Below are 16,050 nucleotides of genomic sequence, written 5' to 3'. Positions count from 1 at the left end.
ACGGCTTGTTCGGTCCGTCACGGTCCTTGAACGGGCCCTTGATCGGGGCCGGCCGTAGGCTTCGACATATGACGACCCTTGCCGGCCGCACGATTGCGGCCCTGCGCAGTGAGCACGACACCCTCGCCGCTCTCGTTCCGGCGCTCACCGCCGACCAGCTCACGGGCCCGTCCGGCGCCTCCGAGTGGACGGTGGCCGACGTCCTCTCCCACATGGGCAGCGGCGCCGAGATCCAGCTGGCCGCCCTGCGCGCCGTGCTGGGCGAGGCCGACGCCCCCGGCGACGGCTTCAACCAGAGCGTCTGGGACCGGTGGAACGCGCTCAGCCCGCAAGACCAGGCCACCGGCATGCTCGAGTCGGACGAGGCGCTGGTCTCGGCACTCGAGGCGATTCCGGCCGAGCGGCACGACGAGCTCAAGGTGAAGACGTTCATGCCGGAGCCGGTGCCGCTGGAGACGTTCATCGGCCTGCGGCTCAGCGAGACCGCCCCGCACAGCTGGGACGTCCGGGCCGGCATCGACCCGGCGGCCGAGCTCCTGTCGGCCGCGCTGCTCGCCGAGCACCTGACCGGTGGGATCGGCTTCCTGCTCGGCTTCATCGGCAAGCCGGCCGGCGTGGACGCGGTCATCTCGGTGGCCGACACTCCGTACCGCATCGTGATTGACAACTCGGTCCGGCTCACGACGGAGTCGCCGGCCACCACCGCGTCCTTCGACGGGCCGCTCGAGGCCGCGATCCGGCTGCTCTACGGCCGGCTGAAGCCCGCCTTCACGCCGGCTGGGGTTTCGGTTTCCGGGAACGTGTCGCTCGACCAGCTGCGGGCGGCGTTCCCCGGCTTCTGAGTCCCGTTCGCTCGGCCTGGGCTCATCTGACCTCGAGCCCAGGCCGCTGCTTCTCGCGGCGCGCGCCATTCTGCTTCTCGCGGCGCAACGCCCGCGAATGCTCGTTCGCCGCGCGGGCGTTGCGCGTCCTGATGCGCGGATCAGGCCGGGACGGTCACCTGCTGCGGGGCCGGGCGCGAGGTGGTGGTGCCGTCGCCCAGCTGACCGTTGTCGTTGCCGCCCCAGCACCACAGGCCGCCGCCCGTCTGGATGCCGCAGTTGTGATAGCCGACGGCGGTGTCGCTGGTCCAGGCGGTGGCGGTTCCGATGCGCACCGGCGCGTAACGGTGGGTCGTCGTGCCGTCGGCCAGCTGCCCGAAGGCGTTGTTGCCCCAGCACCACAGGCTTCCGTCGGTCCGGCTGGCGCACGCCGTGTCGAAGCCCGCACGAACCCCGGTCCATGTCGAGACAGTGCCGACCTGCACCGGCGCCGCCTGGTAGCTACCGGTGACACCGAGCTGCCCGTACCCGTTCTCGCCCCAGCACCACAACGTGCCGCCGGTCTGCGTCCCACAGGTGAACAGATAGCCGGCGGTCACCCCGGTCCAGCTGCTCGACGTGCCGACCTGCGTAGGCGTCGTCTTGTAGCCGAGCGCCCCCGTGCCGAGCTGCCCGGTCGAGCTGTCCCCCCAGCAGAAGAGCGTTCCCTCCGTACGCGTGGCACACGTGTGCGCAAATCCCGCGGTGACACCGGCCCAGTTGGTAGCCGTGCCCACTTGCAGCGGCGTGGTCGCGGTGTAGACGGCCGCCCCATCACCCAACTGCCCGAACCGGTTGAAACCCCAACAGAAAAGCGTTCCCTCCGTACGCGTGGCACACGTATGACTGTCCCCCGCGCTCACGCTGGCCCACGTGGTGGCCGCGCCCACCTGCACCGGAGCGGTTCGCCGCGTGGTCGTTCCATCGCCGAGCTGCCCGCGGGTGTTGCTCCCCCAGCACCACAGGGTGCCGTTCGTCTTGATCCCACAGTTGTAGCTGGTCCCCCCGTCCACAGTGGCCCAGCCGTCGCCGATCCGCGCCGGCGCCGTCCGGTTGATGGTCGTGCCGTCACCAAGCTGACCGCTGTAGTTACCTCCCCAGCACGACAACGTTCCGGCCGTCCCCTGCACCACGCAGGTGTGCGCATAACCGGTAGACACCTTGGACTTGACCGGGGCCGCCGCCGCACTGGCCGGCGCCGCCATCGCGCCCAGCCCGATCATCGTCGCGAGCGCGGTCATCAACATGGTCACCGGTCGCCACCGGCCGTGTCGGTTCTTCTTCACGTACAGGCTCCTAGCTTCGTGGGGATGGGCATTTCAACGGCACAAAGCCGCCGTCTGGAGGAGTTGCCTGGCGTTCAGCCGCAGAAGGGCCTCGCTGTGCGGGCCGTGCCCGCCGATGGTGGCGGGAGCGCCGCCTCGTCGAGGGCGCCCGCAGGGGTGCTGACAACCGTCCGCGAACCGGTCCGTTGCTGACACCCGTCGCCGAGCCGGTCCGGCTGACGTCTGCCGTTGTCCCACCGCCGACCACGGCCGGCCACGCCACGCATGACATCGGCGCGACACCCAGCCGTTCCGCGCCCGGGCCGCCGGCCCGTCGCCACGACACCCGCGCCGTGACCGTTGACTCGTGCGGCCAGAACCGACCGATACGCACGACACCGGTGACGTCGCGAAGGAACGGCTACTCCGTAGCGCATGTGGCGCCGTTCAACGTGAAGGAAGCGGGACGGGGGTTGGTGCCGGGGTGGGTGCCGTTGAAACCGAAGCTGACCGTGGCGCCGGCGGCCAGGGTGGAGCTCCAAGCCTCGCCGGTGGCGGCGACCGAGGAGCCGGACTGGGTGACCTTCGCCGACCAGGACTGGGTCACGGTCTGGCCGCCGGTGAACGACCACGTGAGCGTCCACGGCGTGAGCGCGGTCGAGCCGGCGTTGGTCAGCGCTACGGTGCCGGTGAAGCCGTTGCTCCAGTCGTTGGTGGTGTAGCGGACGCGGCACGACACCGGTGTCGTAGTGCCGGTCGCGGTGGTGACCGCAAGGGCGGGCGAGCGGGCCGAGCGGTTGCCGGCCGCGTCGCGTGCGGCGACGGTGAATTCGTAGCGGGTCGAGGCCGTCAAGCCGGTCACGGCGTAGGTGGCCGTGGTGGGCGAGCCGATCAGGGTGCCGTCGCGGTAGACGTCGTAGCCGGCGAGGCCGCTGCCACCGGTGTCATTGGACGGCGTCCAGGAAAGGGTCAAGCCGGTGGCCGTGACCGCCGAGGCGGTCGGGGCGGCGGGAACGCTCGGCGGGGTGGTGTCAGCCGGGGGCGTGTCACCGTAGGACAGGCCGAACCCGTACGGGAAAAGGGGTGTCTTGCCATCACCGTCGTTGATCGGCTGTTGGGACACCGACTGCATCCATGTCACCGGTAGCTTGCCGGTCGGCTTGTAGTCGCCGAACAGCACGTCGGCGACGCCGGACCCCTCGCTGCCGGGCAGCCAGGCGGCGAGCAGCGCGTTCCAGTTGCCGACCTCGGCCGCGATGTCGAGCGGACGGCCCGACACAAGCACCACGACGACCGGCACGCCCGACGCGCGCAGCCGGGAGAGCGTGGCCAGATCGGTGGCGTCCAGGCTCATCGAACCGGTGCGGTCACCCTGGCCCTCCGCGTACGGGGTCTCGCCTACCACGGCAATCGCCGCGCGGTAGGTGTTGTCGATGCCGGTGCCGTCCCGGTTGTAGGTGACCGTGGTGCCGCTGCCGGCCGCCGCGCGGATGCCGGCCAGGATCGACGTGCCGGGGATCGTGTTGCCGCTCGCGCCCTGCCAGCTGACCGTCCAGCCGCCGCTCTGATTGCCCAGGTCGTCGGCGCTCTTGCCGGCCACGAAGAGCTTGCCCCCGGTCTTGGCCAGCGGCAGCACGTTGCCGGCGTTCTTGAGCAGCACCTGCGACTGGCGTACGGCCTGCCGGGCCAGCGTGCGGTGCTCGGCGCTGCCGATGGTCGAGGCATAACTGCGGTCCGCGTACGGGTGCTCGAACAGCCCCATCTCGAACTTCTTGGTGAGGATGCGGCGGTTCGCGTCGTCGATCCGGGTCATCGGGATCTGACCGGCCTGCACGGCGGCCTTGAGGTAGCCGACGAATGTCTTCCAGTCGGTCGGCACCATGATCATGTCGAGCCCGGCGTTGACACCGGTGACAACCTCGGCCTGGGTGAAGCCGCGCTGCCCGTCGAGCTGGTCGATGGCGGCCCAGTCGGAGACGACGAAACCGGTGAAGCCCAGCTCCCCCTTGAGCAGGTCGGTGATCAGGTATTTGTTGCCGTGCAGCTTCACGCCGTTGAAGCTGCTGTAGGAGATCATCACCGAGCCGACCCCGCGCTCGATCGCGGCCGTGAACGGCGGCAGGTGCACCGACCGCAGTTCGGCCTCGCTGATCTGCGTGTTGCCCTGGTCGACGCCGCCGGTGGTGCCGCCGTCGCCGATGTAGTGCTTGGCCGTGGCGAGCACCGAGGCTGGACCGTCCAGCCGTTCGCCCTGCAGACCGTCCACAATGGTCGTCATCGAGGTGGCGATCTCGGGCTTCTCGCCGAACGACTCGTAGGTGCGGCCCCAGCGGTCGTTGCGGGCGACGCAGAGGCAGGGTGCGAACGTCCAGTCCTGACCGGCGCCGGTGACCTCCTCGGCGGTGGCGCGCCCGATCCGCTCGACCAGGGCGGGGTCGCGGGTCGCGCCGAGGCCGATGTTGTGCGGGAAGATGGTCGATCCCGGCACGTTGTTGTTGCCGTGCACGGCGTCGATCCCGTACAGGATCGGGATCTGCAGCGGGGTGGCGAGCGCGCCGCGCTGGTAGTTGTCGGCCATGTCCGCCCAGCCGGTGGGCGTGTTCGGCGAGGGTGCCGAGCCGCCGCCGGAGAGCACCGACCCCACTCGGAACGAGGTGACGTCGGCGGCGGTGGTCGTGCCGCGCTCGGACTGCGTCATCTGCCCGACCTTGTCGTCGAGGCTCATCCGGCTCAGCAGGTCCGTGACACGGGTGTCAACGGGCAGCGCCGGGTCCAGATAGGGCAGCACCGCCGCGGCCTCGAGCCGGGTCGCGGCCGAGCCACCCAGCGTGGCGTTCCGAGATCCGGCCGATCTGGGGCCGTTCAGAGCCGCACTCGCGAGCCCGGCCGAACTGGAGCCGTCCAGCGCCGCACTCGCGAGCCCGGCCGCACTGGGGCCGTTCAGCGCCGCGCTCGCCAGCCCGGCCGAACTGGAGCCGTCCAGCGCCGCGCTCGCCAGCCCGGCCGCACTGGAGCCGCCCAGCGCCGCGCTCGCCAGCCCGGCCGCACTGGAGCCGTCCAGCGCCGCAGCGATTGCGGGCCGGGCGGAGGTGGCGCCGCCTGGCGCCGCAGCTGCGGGGCCGGTTGCCGTCAGGCCGCTCGCGGCGGCCGGGGTGACGGCCGCCAACGGGGATGTGAGCAGGGCCAACAGGCCGGTCAGGGCGACTGCTCGCCGGCGGTGGGGAGGTGGGGACGGGTGCATGGGCGGGTCCTCAATGCCTGGGGAGGGACATTGACGAGCATCGTGACATGGGAGCGCTCCCATTACAACGTTGCGTCCACCGTGTGAACAACCCATTGTTACGGGAGCGCTCCCATGAAACGATCCGTATCAATCCCCGAGGAGTTGTCCATGAAGATCCGCGCCTTCCCCGCCGCGGCCCCTCCCGATCCGGGCACTTCCCGCGCGCGCCCGCGACGCCCCCTGCGGAGACGCGCTCTCCTGGCCGTCCTCACGCTCGGGCTGACGCTGATCGCGGCGCCGGCCGGGGCGGCGGCGGCCCCCGCGTACAGCTACGGCGAAGCCCTGCAGAAGTCGCTGTTCTTCTACGAGGCTCAGGTCTCGGGCAAGAAGCCGGCCTGGAACCGGGTGTCCTGGCGCGGCGACTCGGCGATGCGCGACGGCTCGGACGTCGGGCTTGACCTGACCGGCGGCTGGTTCGACGCGGGCGACCACGTCAAGTTCGGCCTGCCGATGGCGTTCACGACGACGATGCTGGCCTGGGGTGCGGTCGAGAACCGGGCCGCCTACACGAACTCGGGGCAACTCACCCATCTGCTGAACAACCTGCGGGTGCCCAACGACTACTTCATCAAGGCGCACCCGTCGGCCAACGTGCTCTACGGCCAGGTCGGCAAGGGCGACGACGACCACAAGTGGTGGGGCCCGGCCGAGGTCATGCCGATGGCGCGGCCCGCCTACAAGATCGATGCCAGTTGCGGCGGTACGGAACTGGCGGCCGAGACGGCGGCGGCGATGGCTGCGAGCTCCATGGTGTTCCGTCCGACCGATCCCGCGTACGCGGATACGCTCTTGACCCATGCCAAGCAGCTCTACACATTCGCCGACACCGTGCGAAAGCAGTATCACGAGTGCATCACCGACGCGACATCGTTCTACCGGTCGTGGAGCGGCTATGCCGACGAGCTGGTGTGGGGCGCGATCTGGCTGCACCGTGCCACCGGTGACACGACCTATCTGGCCAAGGCCGAGGCCGGCTACGACGCGCAGGGCAACGAGAACCAGACCAGCACCAAGATGTACAAGTGGACGATCTCGTGGGACAACAAGCAGTACGGCAACTACGTGCTGCTGGCGAAGTTGACCGGCAAGCAGAAGTACGCCGACGACGCGAACCGTTGGCTGGACTGGTTCACGGTCGGTGTCAACGGTGACAAGGTGCGCACCTCCCCCGGCGGCATGGTCGTCGTCGACACGTGGGGCGCGCTGCGCTACGCCGCCAACACCGCCTTTGTCGCGCTGGTCTACAGCGACGGGCTGACCGACGCCACCCGCAAGCAGCGCTATCACGATTTCGCGGTGCGGCAGATCGACTATGCCCTGGGTGCGAACCCGCGGAACTCCAGCTACGTCATCGGTTTCGGATCCCACGCCCCGAAGAACCCGCACCACCGGACGGCGCACGGCTCGTGGTGGGACAGCCAGCAGGTGCCCGAGCAGACCCGGCACGTGCTCTACGGCGCGCTCGTCGGCGGCCCGTCGGCGCCGGACGACGCCTACACCGACAGCCGCGGCGACTACGTGATGAACGAGGTCGCGACCGACTACAACGCCGGGTTCACGTCGGCGCTGGCCCGCCTGTACGGCGAGTACGGCGGTGCGCCGCTCGCCGGCTTCCCGGTCGCCGAGAAGCCGGACATCCCCGAGCTCTCGGTCGAGACCACGGTCATGCAGAACGAGACCCGTGCCACCGGTGTCAAGGTGGTCGTCTACAACAAGTCCGCGTTCCCGGCACGCGCCCTCACGAACGGCAAGTTCCGCTACTACTTCACCCGCGACAGCGATGCGGCGCTGCAGGTGTCATCGCCGTACACCCAGGGCTGCCCCGGCCCGACGTCGGCCAAGCAGTATTCCGGCAACGTCTGGTACGTCGAGGTCGACTGCACCGGCTACACCATCGCCCCGGCCGGCCAGTCCGCCCACCGCATGGAGGTCCAACTCAAGATCGGCGTCGCCGAGGGCGGCACCTGGAACCCGGCCAACGACCCGTCCTACCAGGCCGCCGCAGGACCCAACACCGGCGTTCCCCTGTACGACGGCACCACGCGCGTGTGGGGCACAGAACCCGGCACTGTCGACCCGACCCCGTCGCCGACACCCACAACGCCGACCCCGTCCCCCACGACACCGACCCCGTCCCCCACCACCACGCCGACCCCGTCGCCGACCGCCCCTTCCGGCTGTCGCGTGGCCTACTCCACCAGCGACTGGGGCAGCGGCTTCACCGCCTCGGTCACCGTCACCAACGGCCCGACCGCAATCAACGGTTGGAGCCTGACTTTCCCGTACGCCGCCGGCCAGCGCGTCACCCAGGGATGGTCGGCCACGGTGACACAGTCCGGCACACAGGTCACCGCCACCAACACGTCGTGGAACGGCAGCCTGGCCGCGGGCGCGACAGTCACGTTCGGTTTCAACGCCACCAGCACAGGCAGCAACCCAAGACCCGCCACCTTCACGCTCAACGGCACCGCCTGCACAGCGTCCTGAACAGACCGACGCCGCCGGACGCACAGCCGTCCGGCGGCATTGGGCGCCGCATGGACGACGGCAATGGCCGCCGCACGGACGACGGCAATGGGCGCCGCACGGACGACGGCAATGGGCGCCGCACGGAAGACGGCGGCCAACCCACCGTTCACCGAACCGCGTCAGTCACATCGGTGACGGCTCACCGTCTCGTTGTGTCGTCGAATGGACGCACTGATGAGGCGGCACGGCGTTTCGAGCGACCTTCAGGACCTATCGCGGCGGGCTACCGGGCCCTTCAGCGTCCGCCGGGTCGTCGAACTCGATATGCAGACTGCTGTGGTAGGCACCGGACGGCGCATCGTCCGCCCGGACTGCGGGTCGCTCGTCACCCGACCAGACGGCAACTGCCCGGTAGTCGAAGCCGTCCTGCCACCCGGCCTCGAACTCGAACGAGACCACCTGTCCCGGACTGAGCGCGCGATAGCCGCCCGTCAGGACGCTACCGAAGTGGGCCCAGCATCCGCCCGGGGTCATTGCGGAATCGATGACTCCCCAACCGTCGTCAGGATGCCATTCGCGCACGGTTCCCTCACCAGTCACCGCGTCAGTGTCACACCCGATCGGTCCGGAGTTCCCGCGGGCGCGTCACTCACCTTCTCCGACCGTTGCGAGCTTCCGACCGTTGCGAGCTTCCGACCGTTGCGAGCTTGCTCCGACCGTCGCGAGCTTGCTCCGACCATGGGGCTTTCTCCGAACACTGCGAGCCGCGCGAACACCGTACCGAGGACCCCCTTGCCGGATATATCGTCTCTTCATGGCTTTGGTCCGCGAGCTGTATGAGGACGAGTACAGCCCGGAGTTCAGCAGCATCGTCATCCGGGATGCCATGACCATGCCCACGCCGCTGTGGTTGCGAGCGCCCTTGCTGGACGAGAGCGCCGGACCGCTCTGGGGCACGGTGGGCCGCGCCGGCGACGGATGGCTTCAGCTCAACGCCGTGGGCGGATATCAACGGGTCCGGCTCGAGGCGCACGACGAAGCACCGCCGCCGGAGACCGAGCGTTGGACGAGCGTGTTCGAGATGCCGTACTTCTGTGGCACCGGCACGGTCGGGTTCACCTCGACCACCAACGCGAGCCCGTACAGCGGCCTGGAACTGGGCCCGCCCGGCCACTACCGGGCCCGGGTCGGCCGACGCCCGGCCGACGACGAGGGCGACATCTGGGTGGTGCGGTTCTGGCCCGAGCCCGTACGCCCGCCGCGGTGGCTCACCCGAGGCCCGGACGACGAGCTGGACAGTGTCGGCGACGACATCTACGCGCTGGTGGGCTGGGCGCCGGACGGGCGACTGGAGACAACGGTCGCCGAACTGGCGGACGCGCTGCTCCTCGACGCGGCAACGGTCCGCGCCGCCCTGCCCGGCGAGGACCGGCCCAGCGATGGCCGGCGCGACGTCCGGACCTGCGATCACCTGGTCGTCGACCGTCGTGGCTCCGCCCTGATCATCACCGGCATCTCGGACGCGGAGGAGTACTACGACGAGGAGCCGGGCGACGACGAGGATGAGGTCCGGGAGGAGGCGGCGCCGGACGACTCGCCGGAAGCCGTCCAGATGCGCGACGTCCTCCGGCGCTACCAGGAGGAAGAGCGGCTGGCGGGCCTGCGCCGACGTCCACCCGCAGGACCACCACCGAGGTACGGCTGGGTCGGCACCGACATCGTCGTGCGCCGCGGTGACCAGTTGGTGACGTTGGCCCCGTGCCCGATGAACGACCCGAACACGGCCTGCGAGGTGGCGGGCGGCATCGTCGTGGCCGGTGATCACATCGTGGAGCTCGACAGGTTCGATCAGGCCGCGTACGTGAAGGAGGACGGCACCTCGGTCGACCTCGGTGCGCTGCGCGCCGACTTCAAGGTCAGCCGGGACGGCACCGTCCTGGCGGCCACCGAATTGGGCCGAGGTCGCCGCGGACGCAGCGCGCTGCACGTCATCGACCTTGTCGACGGCACCCGGCACGCCCTCACGATCGACTGGAACCCCGAGTTCTTCATCGTCGGGGTCTCGGACGACACGGTCTGGTTTCGCCCCAACCGGTTCCGTCCCGCAGAGCTGTCCTGGACCGTCGGCCACGCCGAGGCCGTCCCGGCCACCAGGCCGGCGCCCGTGGGCAGCTGGGCGGGCCCGCTCGCCCCCGAGCACCGGCACTACACCGCACATCACTGCGGACGCTCGTTCGACGGCTACGAGGACATCACGGTCATCGACAACGGGGAGCGCCGCACCTATCACGTTCCCACACCGGGTCGCGTCGACCACCGCGTCCGCCCGGTCTGGGAGGACCCGGATCACCTTCTCCTGGTTCCCGGCGTGACGAGTGACGGAGGCCTCGAGTTCCTCGGCTGCGTCTTCCGCCTGGACGTCAACACCGGTGCGATGCAGACCGTCGCCACCGGCGCCCACGTGAGGACTTTCATCCACCCGTGGCCGCGCTGGACCGCGTGAAGCGCGCGTCTACGCCGTCAAAGCGGTGGCGATGCGGCCGCCCAGGTCGACGTTGTTGTTGTAGATGGCCACGTTCGTCTCGAGGCTGCGGCCCTCGGTCGCCTTGAGCAGGTAGTCGAGCAGGAACGGTGTGGTGTCGTGGCCGACGATGCCCTGTTCGCGGGCGGCCGCGCGGGCCTCTTCGATGACCGCGTCGTGTTCGTCCTTGGCCAGTTGACGGTCGGCCGGCACCGGGTTGGCGACCAGCAGCGCCGCCTTGAGGCCCAGGTCCTGCTGCGAGACGGCCATGGCGGCGATCTCCTCGGGCGAGTCGGCCGCGTAGTCCACGCTGTGGCCCGAGTCGACGATGTAGAAGCCGGGGTAGGTCGTGGTCCTGTAGCCGACGACCGGGATCGACAGGGTCTCGAGCCGTTCCAGGGTGGCCGCGATGTCGAGGATCGACTTGGCGCCCGCGCTGACCACCACGATCGGGGTCTCGGCCAGCGTGAACAGGTCGGCCGACTCGTCGAAAGTCTTGTCCGCACCCTCGTGCACGCCGCCCAGGCCGCCGGTCGAGAAGACGCGGACGCCGGCCCGGTGCGCGAGCAGCGCGGTGGCGGCGACCGTGGTGCCGCCGTTGAGCTTCTTGGCCGCGGCGATCGGCAGGTCGCGGACGCTGAGCTTGACCACGCTGTCGTCGAGCGAGAGGGCCTTGAGCTCGTCCGCGCTGAGCCCGACGATCGGCACACCGTCGATCACACCGATGGTGGCCGGCGTGACACCGGCGTCACGCAGGCGCTGCTCGGCCTCCACCGCGACATCGAGGTTGCGCGGCCGGGGCAGGCCGTGCGTGATGATGGTCGACTCGAGCGCGAGCACCGGCCGTCCGGCCGCCAGCGCGTCGCGGACCTCGTCGGAAATCTTGATCATGTGAACTCCTTCGTCAGGTCCGGGGCGACACGGGCGCGATGGCCCGGCGGGCGCGCACGGGCGCCACCTGCGAGATCGACCAGAAGGTGACGCGTAAAGCGACCGGTACCAGTCAACGTCGCGTATTGATTCTGTACAAGATTGAAGTTGAAATGGACTGATAGCCTCAAGCAATGAGTGTCTCGTTGCGGCAGCTGGAGGCCTTCGTGGCGGTCGCGGCCGAGGCGCATTTCGGCCGGGCCGCGACCCGCATCCACGTGACCCAGCCGGTGATCAGCCAGGAGATCAAGCGCCTCGAGCGCACGCTGGGGGCCACCCTGTTCGACCGGTCGACCCGCAGCGTCGCGCTCACCACGGCGGGCCGGGAGTTGCTTCCGTACGCGGAAAGGACCTTGGCCGCCGTCCGCGAGCTGACGGTGCACGCCGAAAAGCTGTCCAGCACCCCGCACGGCGAGGTGCGCATCGCGGCCAGCCCGAGCGTGCTCGACCGTTTCCTGGCCGACCTGGTGCGCCGCGCCGAACGCGAGCTGCCCGACATCACGCTCACCGACGTCCCCGTCCCCACCGGCGAGGTCGAGCAGGCCCTGGTCGCGGGCCACGCCGACCTGGGACTGGGCCGTTTCCTGACCGCCCCCGACGGCTACGTGGTCGCCACCATCGGCCGCGAGCCGGTCTTCGCCCTGTTGAGCGACACCCACCGCCTGGCCCGCCGCGCGACGCTCAACCTGGCTGAGCTGGCCGACCCCGACGAGGAAGCCGACGACGACCGCGGCGGCTACGACGACCGCGGCGGCTCAGGCAAGACCGGTCACGACCGCAGCGACTCCGGCCGGGCCGCGTATGACCGCGTCAGCGCAAGCCGGACCGGGCACGACCGCAGCCCCGCCGCAGGCGACCGCGACGGCACAAGCGGGGCCGGGTATGACCGCGGCGGCGCCGGCCGAGTCAGGCGCGATCGCGGGGGCTACAGCGAGGGCAGCGGACTCCCCCTGCTGCTGTGGCCCCGCGAGCGCCACGCCGCCTACTTCGACCACCTGGTCGGCATCTGCCGGGAGCGCGGCCTCGACCCCCTGCTGCTGGCCGGCCCGCCCCAGCTGGTCGGCGCCCGCTCCTACCTGATCTCCGACGGCCGCGCCTTCACTCTGGTACCCGAGTCGACTGCCCAACGGCCCGTCCCGGGCACCCGGGCGATCCCCCTGTCACGGCCGGCCACCGTACCGCTGGAGATCCTCATGCCCCGCGATCCGTCCCCGCCCGCTCGTCTGGTCGCCAATCTGGCCATGACCAAAGACTGACCCGCCCACCCGGCCCCGACCAACGACTGACCCGCCCGCCTGGTCGTGACCAAAGACTGACCCGCCCGCCTGGCTCTGATCAAAGACTCACACGCACACGGCGAAGGACACTGTGGTGTGACTCCGCGATGACCGAGATCGAGGAGGAGCTGAGCCGGGTATGAGGACCGTCAGTTCTTCGCCGTGAGGTGGTCGGTCAGGGCCGGGATCACGGTTTCCCCGTACACGCGAAGGGTTTCCTCCTTGTTGTCGTGGTCGAGGTAACCGGCGAACTGGGTCACGCCCAGCGCCTTCAACCGTTGCAACTTGGCCTCGTGCTCGGCGGCCGTGCCGATCAGGCAGAAGCGGTCGACGATGTCGTCGGGCACGAAGTCGACGTGGCTGTTGCCGGCCTTGCCGTGCTCGTTGTAGTCGTAGCCCTCGCGGCCCCGGATGTAGTCGGTCAGGGCCGTCGGCACCGACCCGTCCGCGCCGTACTTGGCCACGATGTCGGCGACGTGGTTGCCCACCATGCCGCCGAACCAGCGGCACTGGTCGAGCGCGTGCTGCCGCCCGGATGCGGTGCCGTCGGTGATGTACATCGGTGCCGCGACGCAGAAGGCGAGCGACGAGGGATCCCGGCCGGCCGCCGAAGCCGCCGCGCGCACCGCGCCGATCATCCACTCGGCGATGTCCACGTCACCGCACTGCAGGATGAAACCGTCACCCACTTCACCCGCCAGCTTCAAGGCCATCGGTCCGTACGCCGCCACCCAGACCTCCAGGTGGGAGGCGCGGCTCCACGGGAACCGGATCCGCGAACCGTTGATCTCCACGGCGCGGGAGTTGGCCAGTTCGCGGATGACGTGCACCGACTCGCGCAGCGTCTTCAGCGTGGTCGGCCGGCCGTTCGTGACGCGTACGGCCGAATCGCCTCGACCGATCCCGCAGATCGTGCGGTTGCCGAAGTAGGCGTTGAGCGTGGCGAACGTCGACGCGGTGACCGTCCAGTCGCGGGTGGCCGGGTTGGTCACCATCGGCCCGACGGTCAGTTGCGTGGTCTGGGCGAGGATCTGCGAGTGCACCACGTACGGCTCCTGCCAGAGCACGTGCGAGTCGTAGGTCCAGAAGTGGCTGAACCCGTGTTCCTCGGCCCGTTTGGCGAGCGCGACGATCCGCGGCGCGGGCGGGTTCACCTGCACGACAACCCCAAAGTCCATGAGAACCCCTAAGCCAGGTACTGGGAGAGACCACGCGGGACATAGCGACCATGTCCCGCCCGGCCGACGTAGCCCGACGAGTCGACGATCACCGAACCGCGCGACATGACGAGGTCGACATGGCCGTCGATCTCGAAGCCCTCCCAGGCCGAGTAGTCCATGTTCATGTGGTGCGTGCGACCGACGCCGATGGACGTGTGCCCCTGCGGGTCGTATACGACGATGTCGGCGTCGGCGCCCGGCTGGATGACACCCTTGCGGCCGTAGAGACCGAACATCCGGGCCGGCGTCGTCGACGTGATCTCGACCCAGCGCTCGCGCGTGATCTGCCCGGTGACAACGCCCTGGTACATCAGGTCCATCCGGTGCTCGACCGAGCCGATCCCGTTGGGAATCTTCGAGAAGTCGCCGATCCCCATCTCCTTCTGGTCCTTCATGCAGAACGGGCAGTGGTCGGTCGACACCATCTGGATGTCGTTGGTGCGCAGGCTCTGCCACATGTGGTCCTGGTGGCCCTCGGCCCGGGACCGCAGCGGCGTCGAGCAGACCCACTTGGCCCCCTCGAAGCCGGGCGCGCCGAGCTGCTCCTCGAGCGACAGATAGAGGTACTGCGGGCAGGTCTCGCCGAACACGTTCAAGCCCCGGTCACGCGCGGCGGCGATCTGCTCGACCGCCTGCTTGGCGCTGACGTGCACGACGTAGAGCGGCGCCCCGGTCAGGTCGGCGATCATGATCGCGCGGTGGGTGGCCTCGGCCTCGGCCTGCCAGGGCCGGGTGAGCCCGTGGAAGTACGGCGACGTGTTGCCGGCCGCGAGGGCCTGCTGCACCAGCACGTCGATCATGGCGCCGTTCTCGGCGTGCATCATCATCATGGCGCCGTTGTCCGCGCCCTTCTGGAACGCGCGCAGGATCTGCCCGTCGTCCGAGAGGAAGACGCCCTTGTACGCCATGAACAGCTTGAAACTCGTGACGCCCTCGGCGATCAGCTCGTCCATGGCCTTGAGCGACTCGTCCTGCACGTCGGACAGGATCTGGTGGAAGCCGTAGTCGATCGCGCAGTGGCCGGCCGCCTTGGCGTGCCACGCCTGGTACTGGTCGAGCACGCGCTGCTCGGGATACTGCACCACGAAGTCGACGATCGTGGTGGTGCCACCCCAGGCCGCGGCCCGGGTGCCGGTCTCGAACGTGTCCGACGCGAAGGTCCCGCCGAACGGCATCTCCATGTGCGTGTGGGCGTCGACCCCGCCCGGGATCACGTACTTGCCCGTCGCGTCGATCACGTTGGGCCCCTCGGCCGGGCCGCGCCCCGGAGCGAAGATTGCCGCGATCGTCTCGCCGTCGACGAGCACATCGGCCGGCACCGAGCCGGTCGCGCTGATGACCAGGCCGCCCTGGATGAGCGTGCTCACGGCGCGACAATCGGGCCGTAGGCGTCCGGGCGCCGATCACGATAGAACTGCCAGTCGTCGCGCGTGGCCCGGATCAGATCAAGGTCGAGGTCCCGTACGAGCAACTGCTCGTCATGCCTCGACCCGAGTTCGCCGACATAGTTGCCCTGTGGGTCGGCCACGTACGAGGTGCCGTAGAAGTCGACCGCCTGGTCGCCGAATTCGTTGTCCTCGGTGCCGACCCGGTTGGGCACGAGCACGAAGTAGCCGTTGGCCGCGGCCGCCCCGGTCTGCTCGAGCTCCCACAACCGGTTGGAGAGGCCCGGCTTGGACGCGTTCGGGTTGAACACCAGCTCGGCGCCGTTGAGGCCGAGCACCCGCCAGCCCTCCGGGAAGTGCCGGTCGTAGCAGATGGTCACGCCCACCTTGCCGACCGCCGTCTCGAACACCGGCCAGCCCAGGTTGCCCGGCCGGAAGTAGAACTTCTCCCAGAACCGGTCCAGGTGCGGGATGTGGTGCTTGCGGTACTTGCCGAGGATCGTGCCGTCGGCGTCGACCACGACGGCCGTGTTGTAGTAGACCCCCGTCTGCGCCTCCTCATAGATCGGCAGCACCATCACCTGGCCCAGCTCGCGGGCCAGATCGGCGAAGCGCTGCACGATCGGCCCGTCGGCCGGCTCGGCGTAGCGGTAGTACTTCTTGTCCTGCACGATGCCGAAGTAGGGGCCGTAGAACAGCTCCTGGAAGCAGACGACCTGCGCACCCTGCGCCTGGGCGTCCCGGGCGAACTGCTCGTGCTTGTCCAGCATCGATGCCTTGTCACCAGTCCAGGTGGTCTGGGTGATGGCGGCTCGAACGATGGCCATGAAATCCCTTTCC

Annotated in this window: 11 protein-coding genes; 4 read left to right on the top strand and 7 right to left on the bottom strand. The window is 69.6% G+C overall.

The genetic code is table 11. From position 1 onward, the window contains the following. The first annotated feature begins 68 nt into the window (after positions 1 to 68). Complete coding sequence (locus KOI35_RS09755; protein ID WP_215785767.1) at positions 69 to 842, top strand: maleylpyruvate isomerase family mycothiol-dependent enzyme; 774 nt, start codon at positions 69 to 71, stop codon at positions 840 to 842. 140 nt (positions 843 to 982) lie between these two features. Here KOI35_RS09755 and KOI35_RS09750 read toward each other — a convergent pair whose 3' ends face one another. Further along, positions 983 to 2,107, bottom strand: coding sequence for an RCC1 domain-containing protein (locus tag KOI35_RS09750; protein WP_215786530.1), 1,125 nt, complete (start codon positions 2,105 to 2,107; stop codon positions 983 to 985). Positions 2,108 to 2,546: 439 nt separating this feature from the next. Beyond that, positions 2,547 to 5,366 (bottom strand): glycoside hydrolase family 3 N-terminal domain-containing protein, encoded by a 2,820-nt coding sequence (locus KOI35_RS47160; RefSeq protein ID WP_246612864.1) that lies wholly within the window; start codon positions 5,364 to 5,366, stop codon positions 2,547 to 2,549. 150 nt (positions 5,367 to 5,516) lie between these two features. Here KOI35_RS47160 and KOI35_RS09740 point away from each other — a divergent pair, with 150 nt between their 5' ends. Continuing rightward, a complete protein-coding gene (locus tag KOI35_RS09740) occupies positions 5,517 to 7,895 on the top strand; it encodes a glycoside hydrolase family 9 protein (protein ID WP_215785766.1) in 2,379 nt (792 codons plus the stop codon). Between the two features lie 252 nt (positions 7,896 to 8,147). On the opposite strand, the gene KOI35_RS09735 is transcribed toward KOI35_RS09740, so the two are convergent. Beyond that, a complete protein-coding gene (locus KOI35_RS09735) occupies positions 8,148 to 8,477 on the bottom strand; it encodes a cold-shock protein (RefSeq protein ID WP_215785765.1) in 330 nt (109 codons plus the stop codon). A gap of 214 nt (positions 8,478 to 8,691) precedes the next feature. Between KOI35_RS09735 and KOI35_RS09730 the strand changes: the two genes are divergently transcribed. Next, the gene (locus KOI35_RS09730) at positions 8,692 to 10,380 is read left to right on the top strand and encodes a hypothetical protein (RefSeq protein WP_215785764.1); all 1,689 of its coding nucleotides are present in this window, start codon (positions 8,692 to 8,694) and stop codon (positions 10,378 to 10,380) included. A 9-nt stretch (positions 10,381 to 10,389) separates the two neighbouring features. Here the strand turns inward: KOI35_RS09730 and KOI35_RS09725 are convergent, their stop codons facing one another. Beyond that, the gene (locus KOI35_RS09725) at positions 10,390 to 11,289 is read right to left on the bottom strand and encodes a pseudouridine-5'-phosphate glycosidase (RefSeq protein WP_215785763.1); all 900 of its coding nucleotides are present in this window, start codon (positions 11,287 to 11,289) and stop codon (positions 10,390 to 10,392) included. 173 nt (positions 11,290 to 11,462) lie between these two features. On the opposite strand from KOI35_RS09725, the gene KOI35_RS09720 reads away from it, so the two are divergent. Beyond that, positions 11,463 to 12,584: a LysR family transcriptional regulator gene (locus KOI35_RS09720; protein ID WP_215785762.1), complete on the top strand. Its 1,122-nt coding sequence runs from the start codon at positions 11,463 to 11,465 to the stop codon at positions 12,582 to 12,584. A 170-nt stretch (positions 12,585 to 12,754) separates the two neighbouring features. On the opposite strand, the gene KOI35_RS09715 is transcribed toward KOI35_RS09720, so the two are convergent. Genes KOI35_RS09715 through KOI35_RS09705 form a run of 3 tightly spaced genes read right to left on the bottom strand, consistent with a single transcriptional unit; the run spans position 12,755 to position 16,037 of the window. Beyond that, complete coding sequence (locus KOI35_RS09715; RefSeq protein ID WP_215785761.1) at positions 12,755 to 13,783, bottom strand: TIGR03842 family LLM class F420-dependent oxidoreductase; 1,029 nt, start codon at positions 13,781 to 13,783, stop codon at positions 12,755 to 12,757. 8 nt (positions 13,784 to 13,791) lie between these two features. Further along, positions 13,792 to 15,192, bottom strand: a complete 1,401-nt coding sequence (gene hydA / locus KOI35_RS09710; protein ID WP_215785760.1) for a dihydropyrimidinase — start codon at positions 15,190 to 15,192, stop codon at positions 13,792 to 13,794. Then, positions 15,189 to 16,037: a nitrilase-related carbon-nitrogen hydrolase gene (locus KOI35_RS09705; protein ID WP_215785759.1), complete on the bottom strand. Its 849-nt coding sequence runs from the start codon at positions 16,035 to 16,037 to the stop codon at positions 15,189 to 15,191. Before KOI35_RS09705 ends, hydA begins: the two co-directional genes overlap by 4 nt. Positions 16,038 to 16,050: the final 13 nt, after the last annotated feature.

Origin of the sequence: Paractinoplanes bogorensis (genome assembly GCF_018829635.1) — a bacterium.
Classification (GTDB): domain Bacteria; phylum Actinomycetota; class Actinomycetes; order Mycobacteriales; family Micromonosporaceae; genus Actinoplanes; species Actinoplanes bogorensis.
This window is presented reverse-complemented; position numbering and strand designations above follow the sequence as displayed.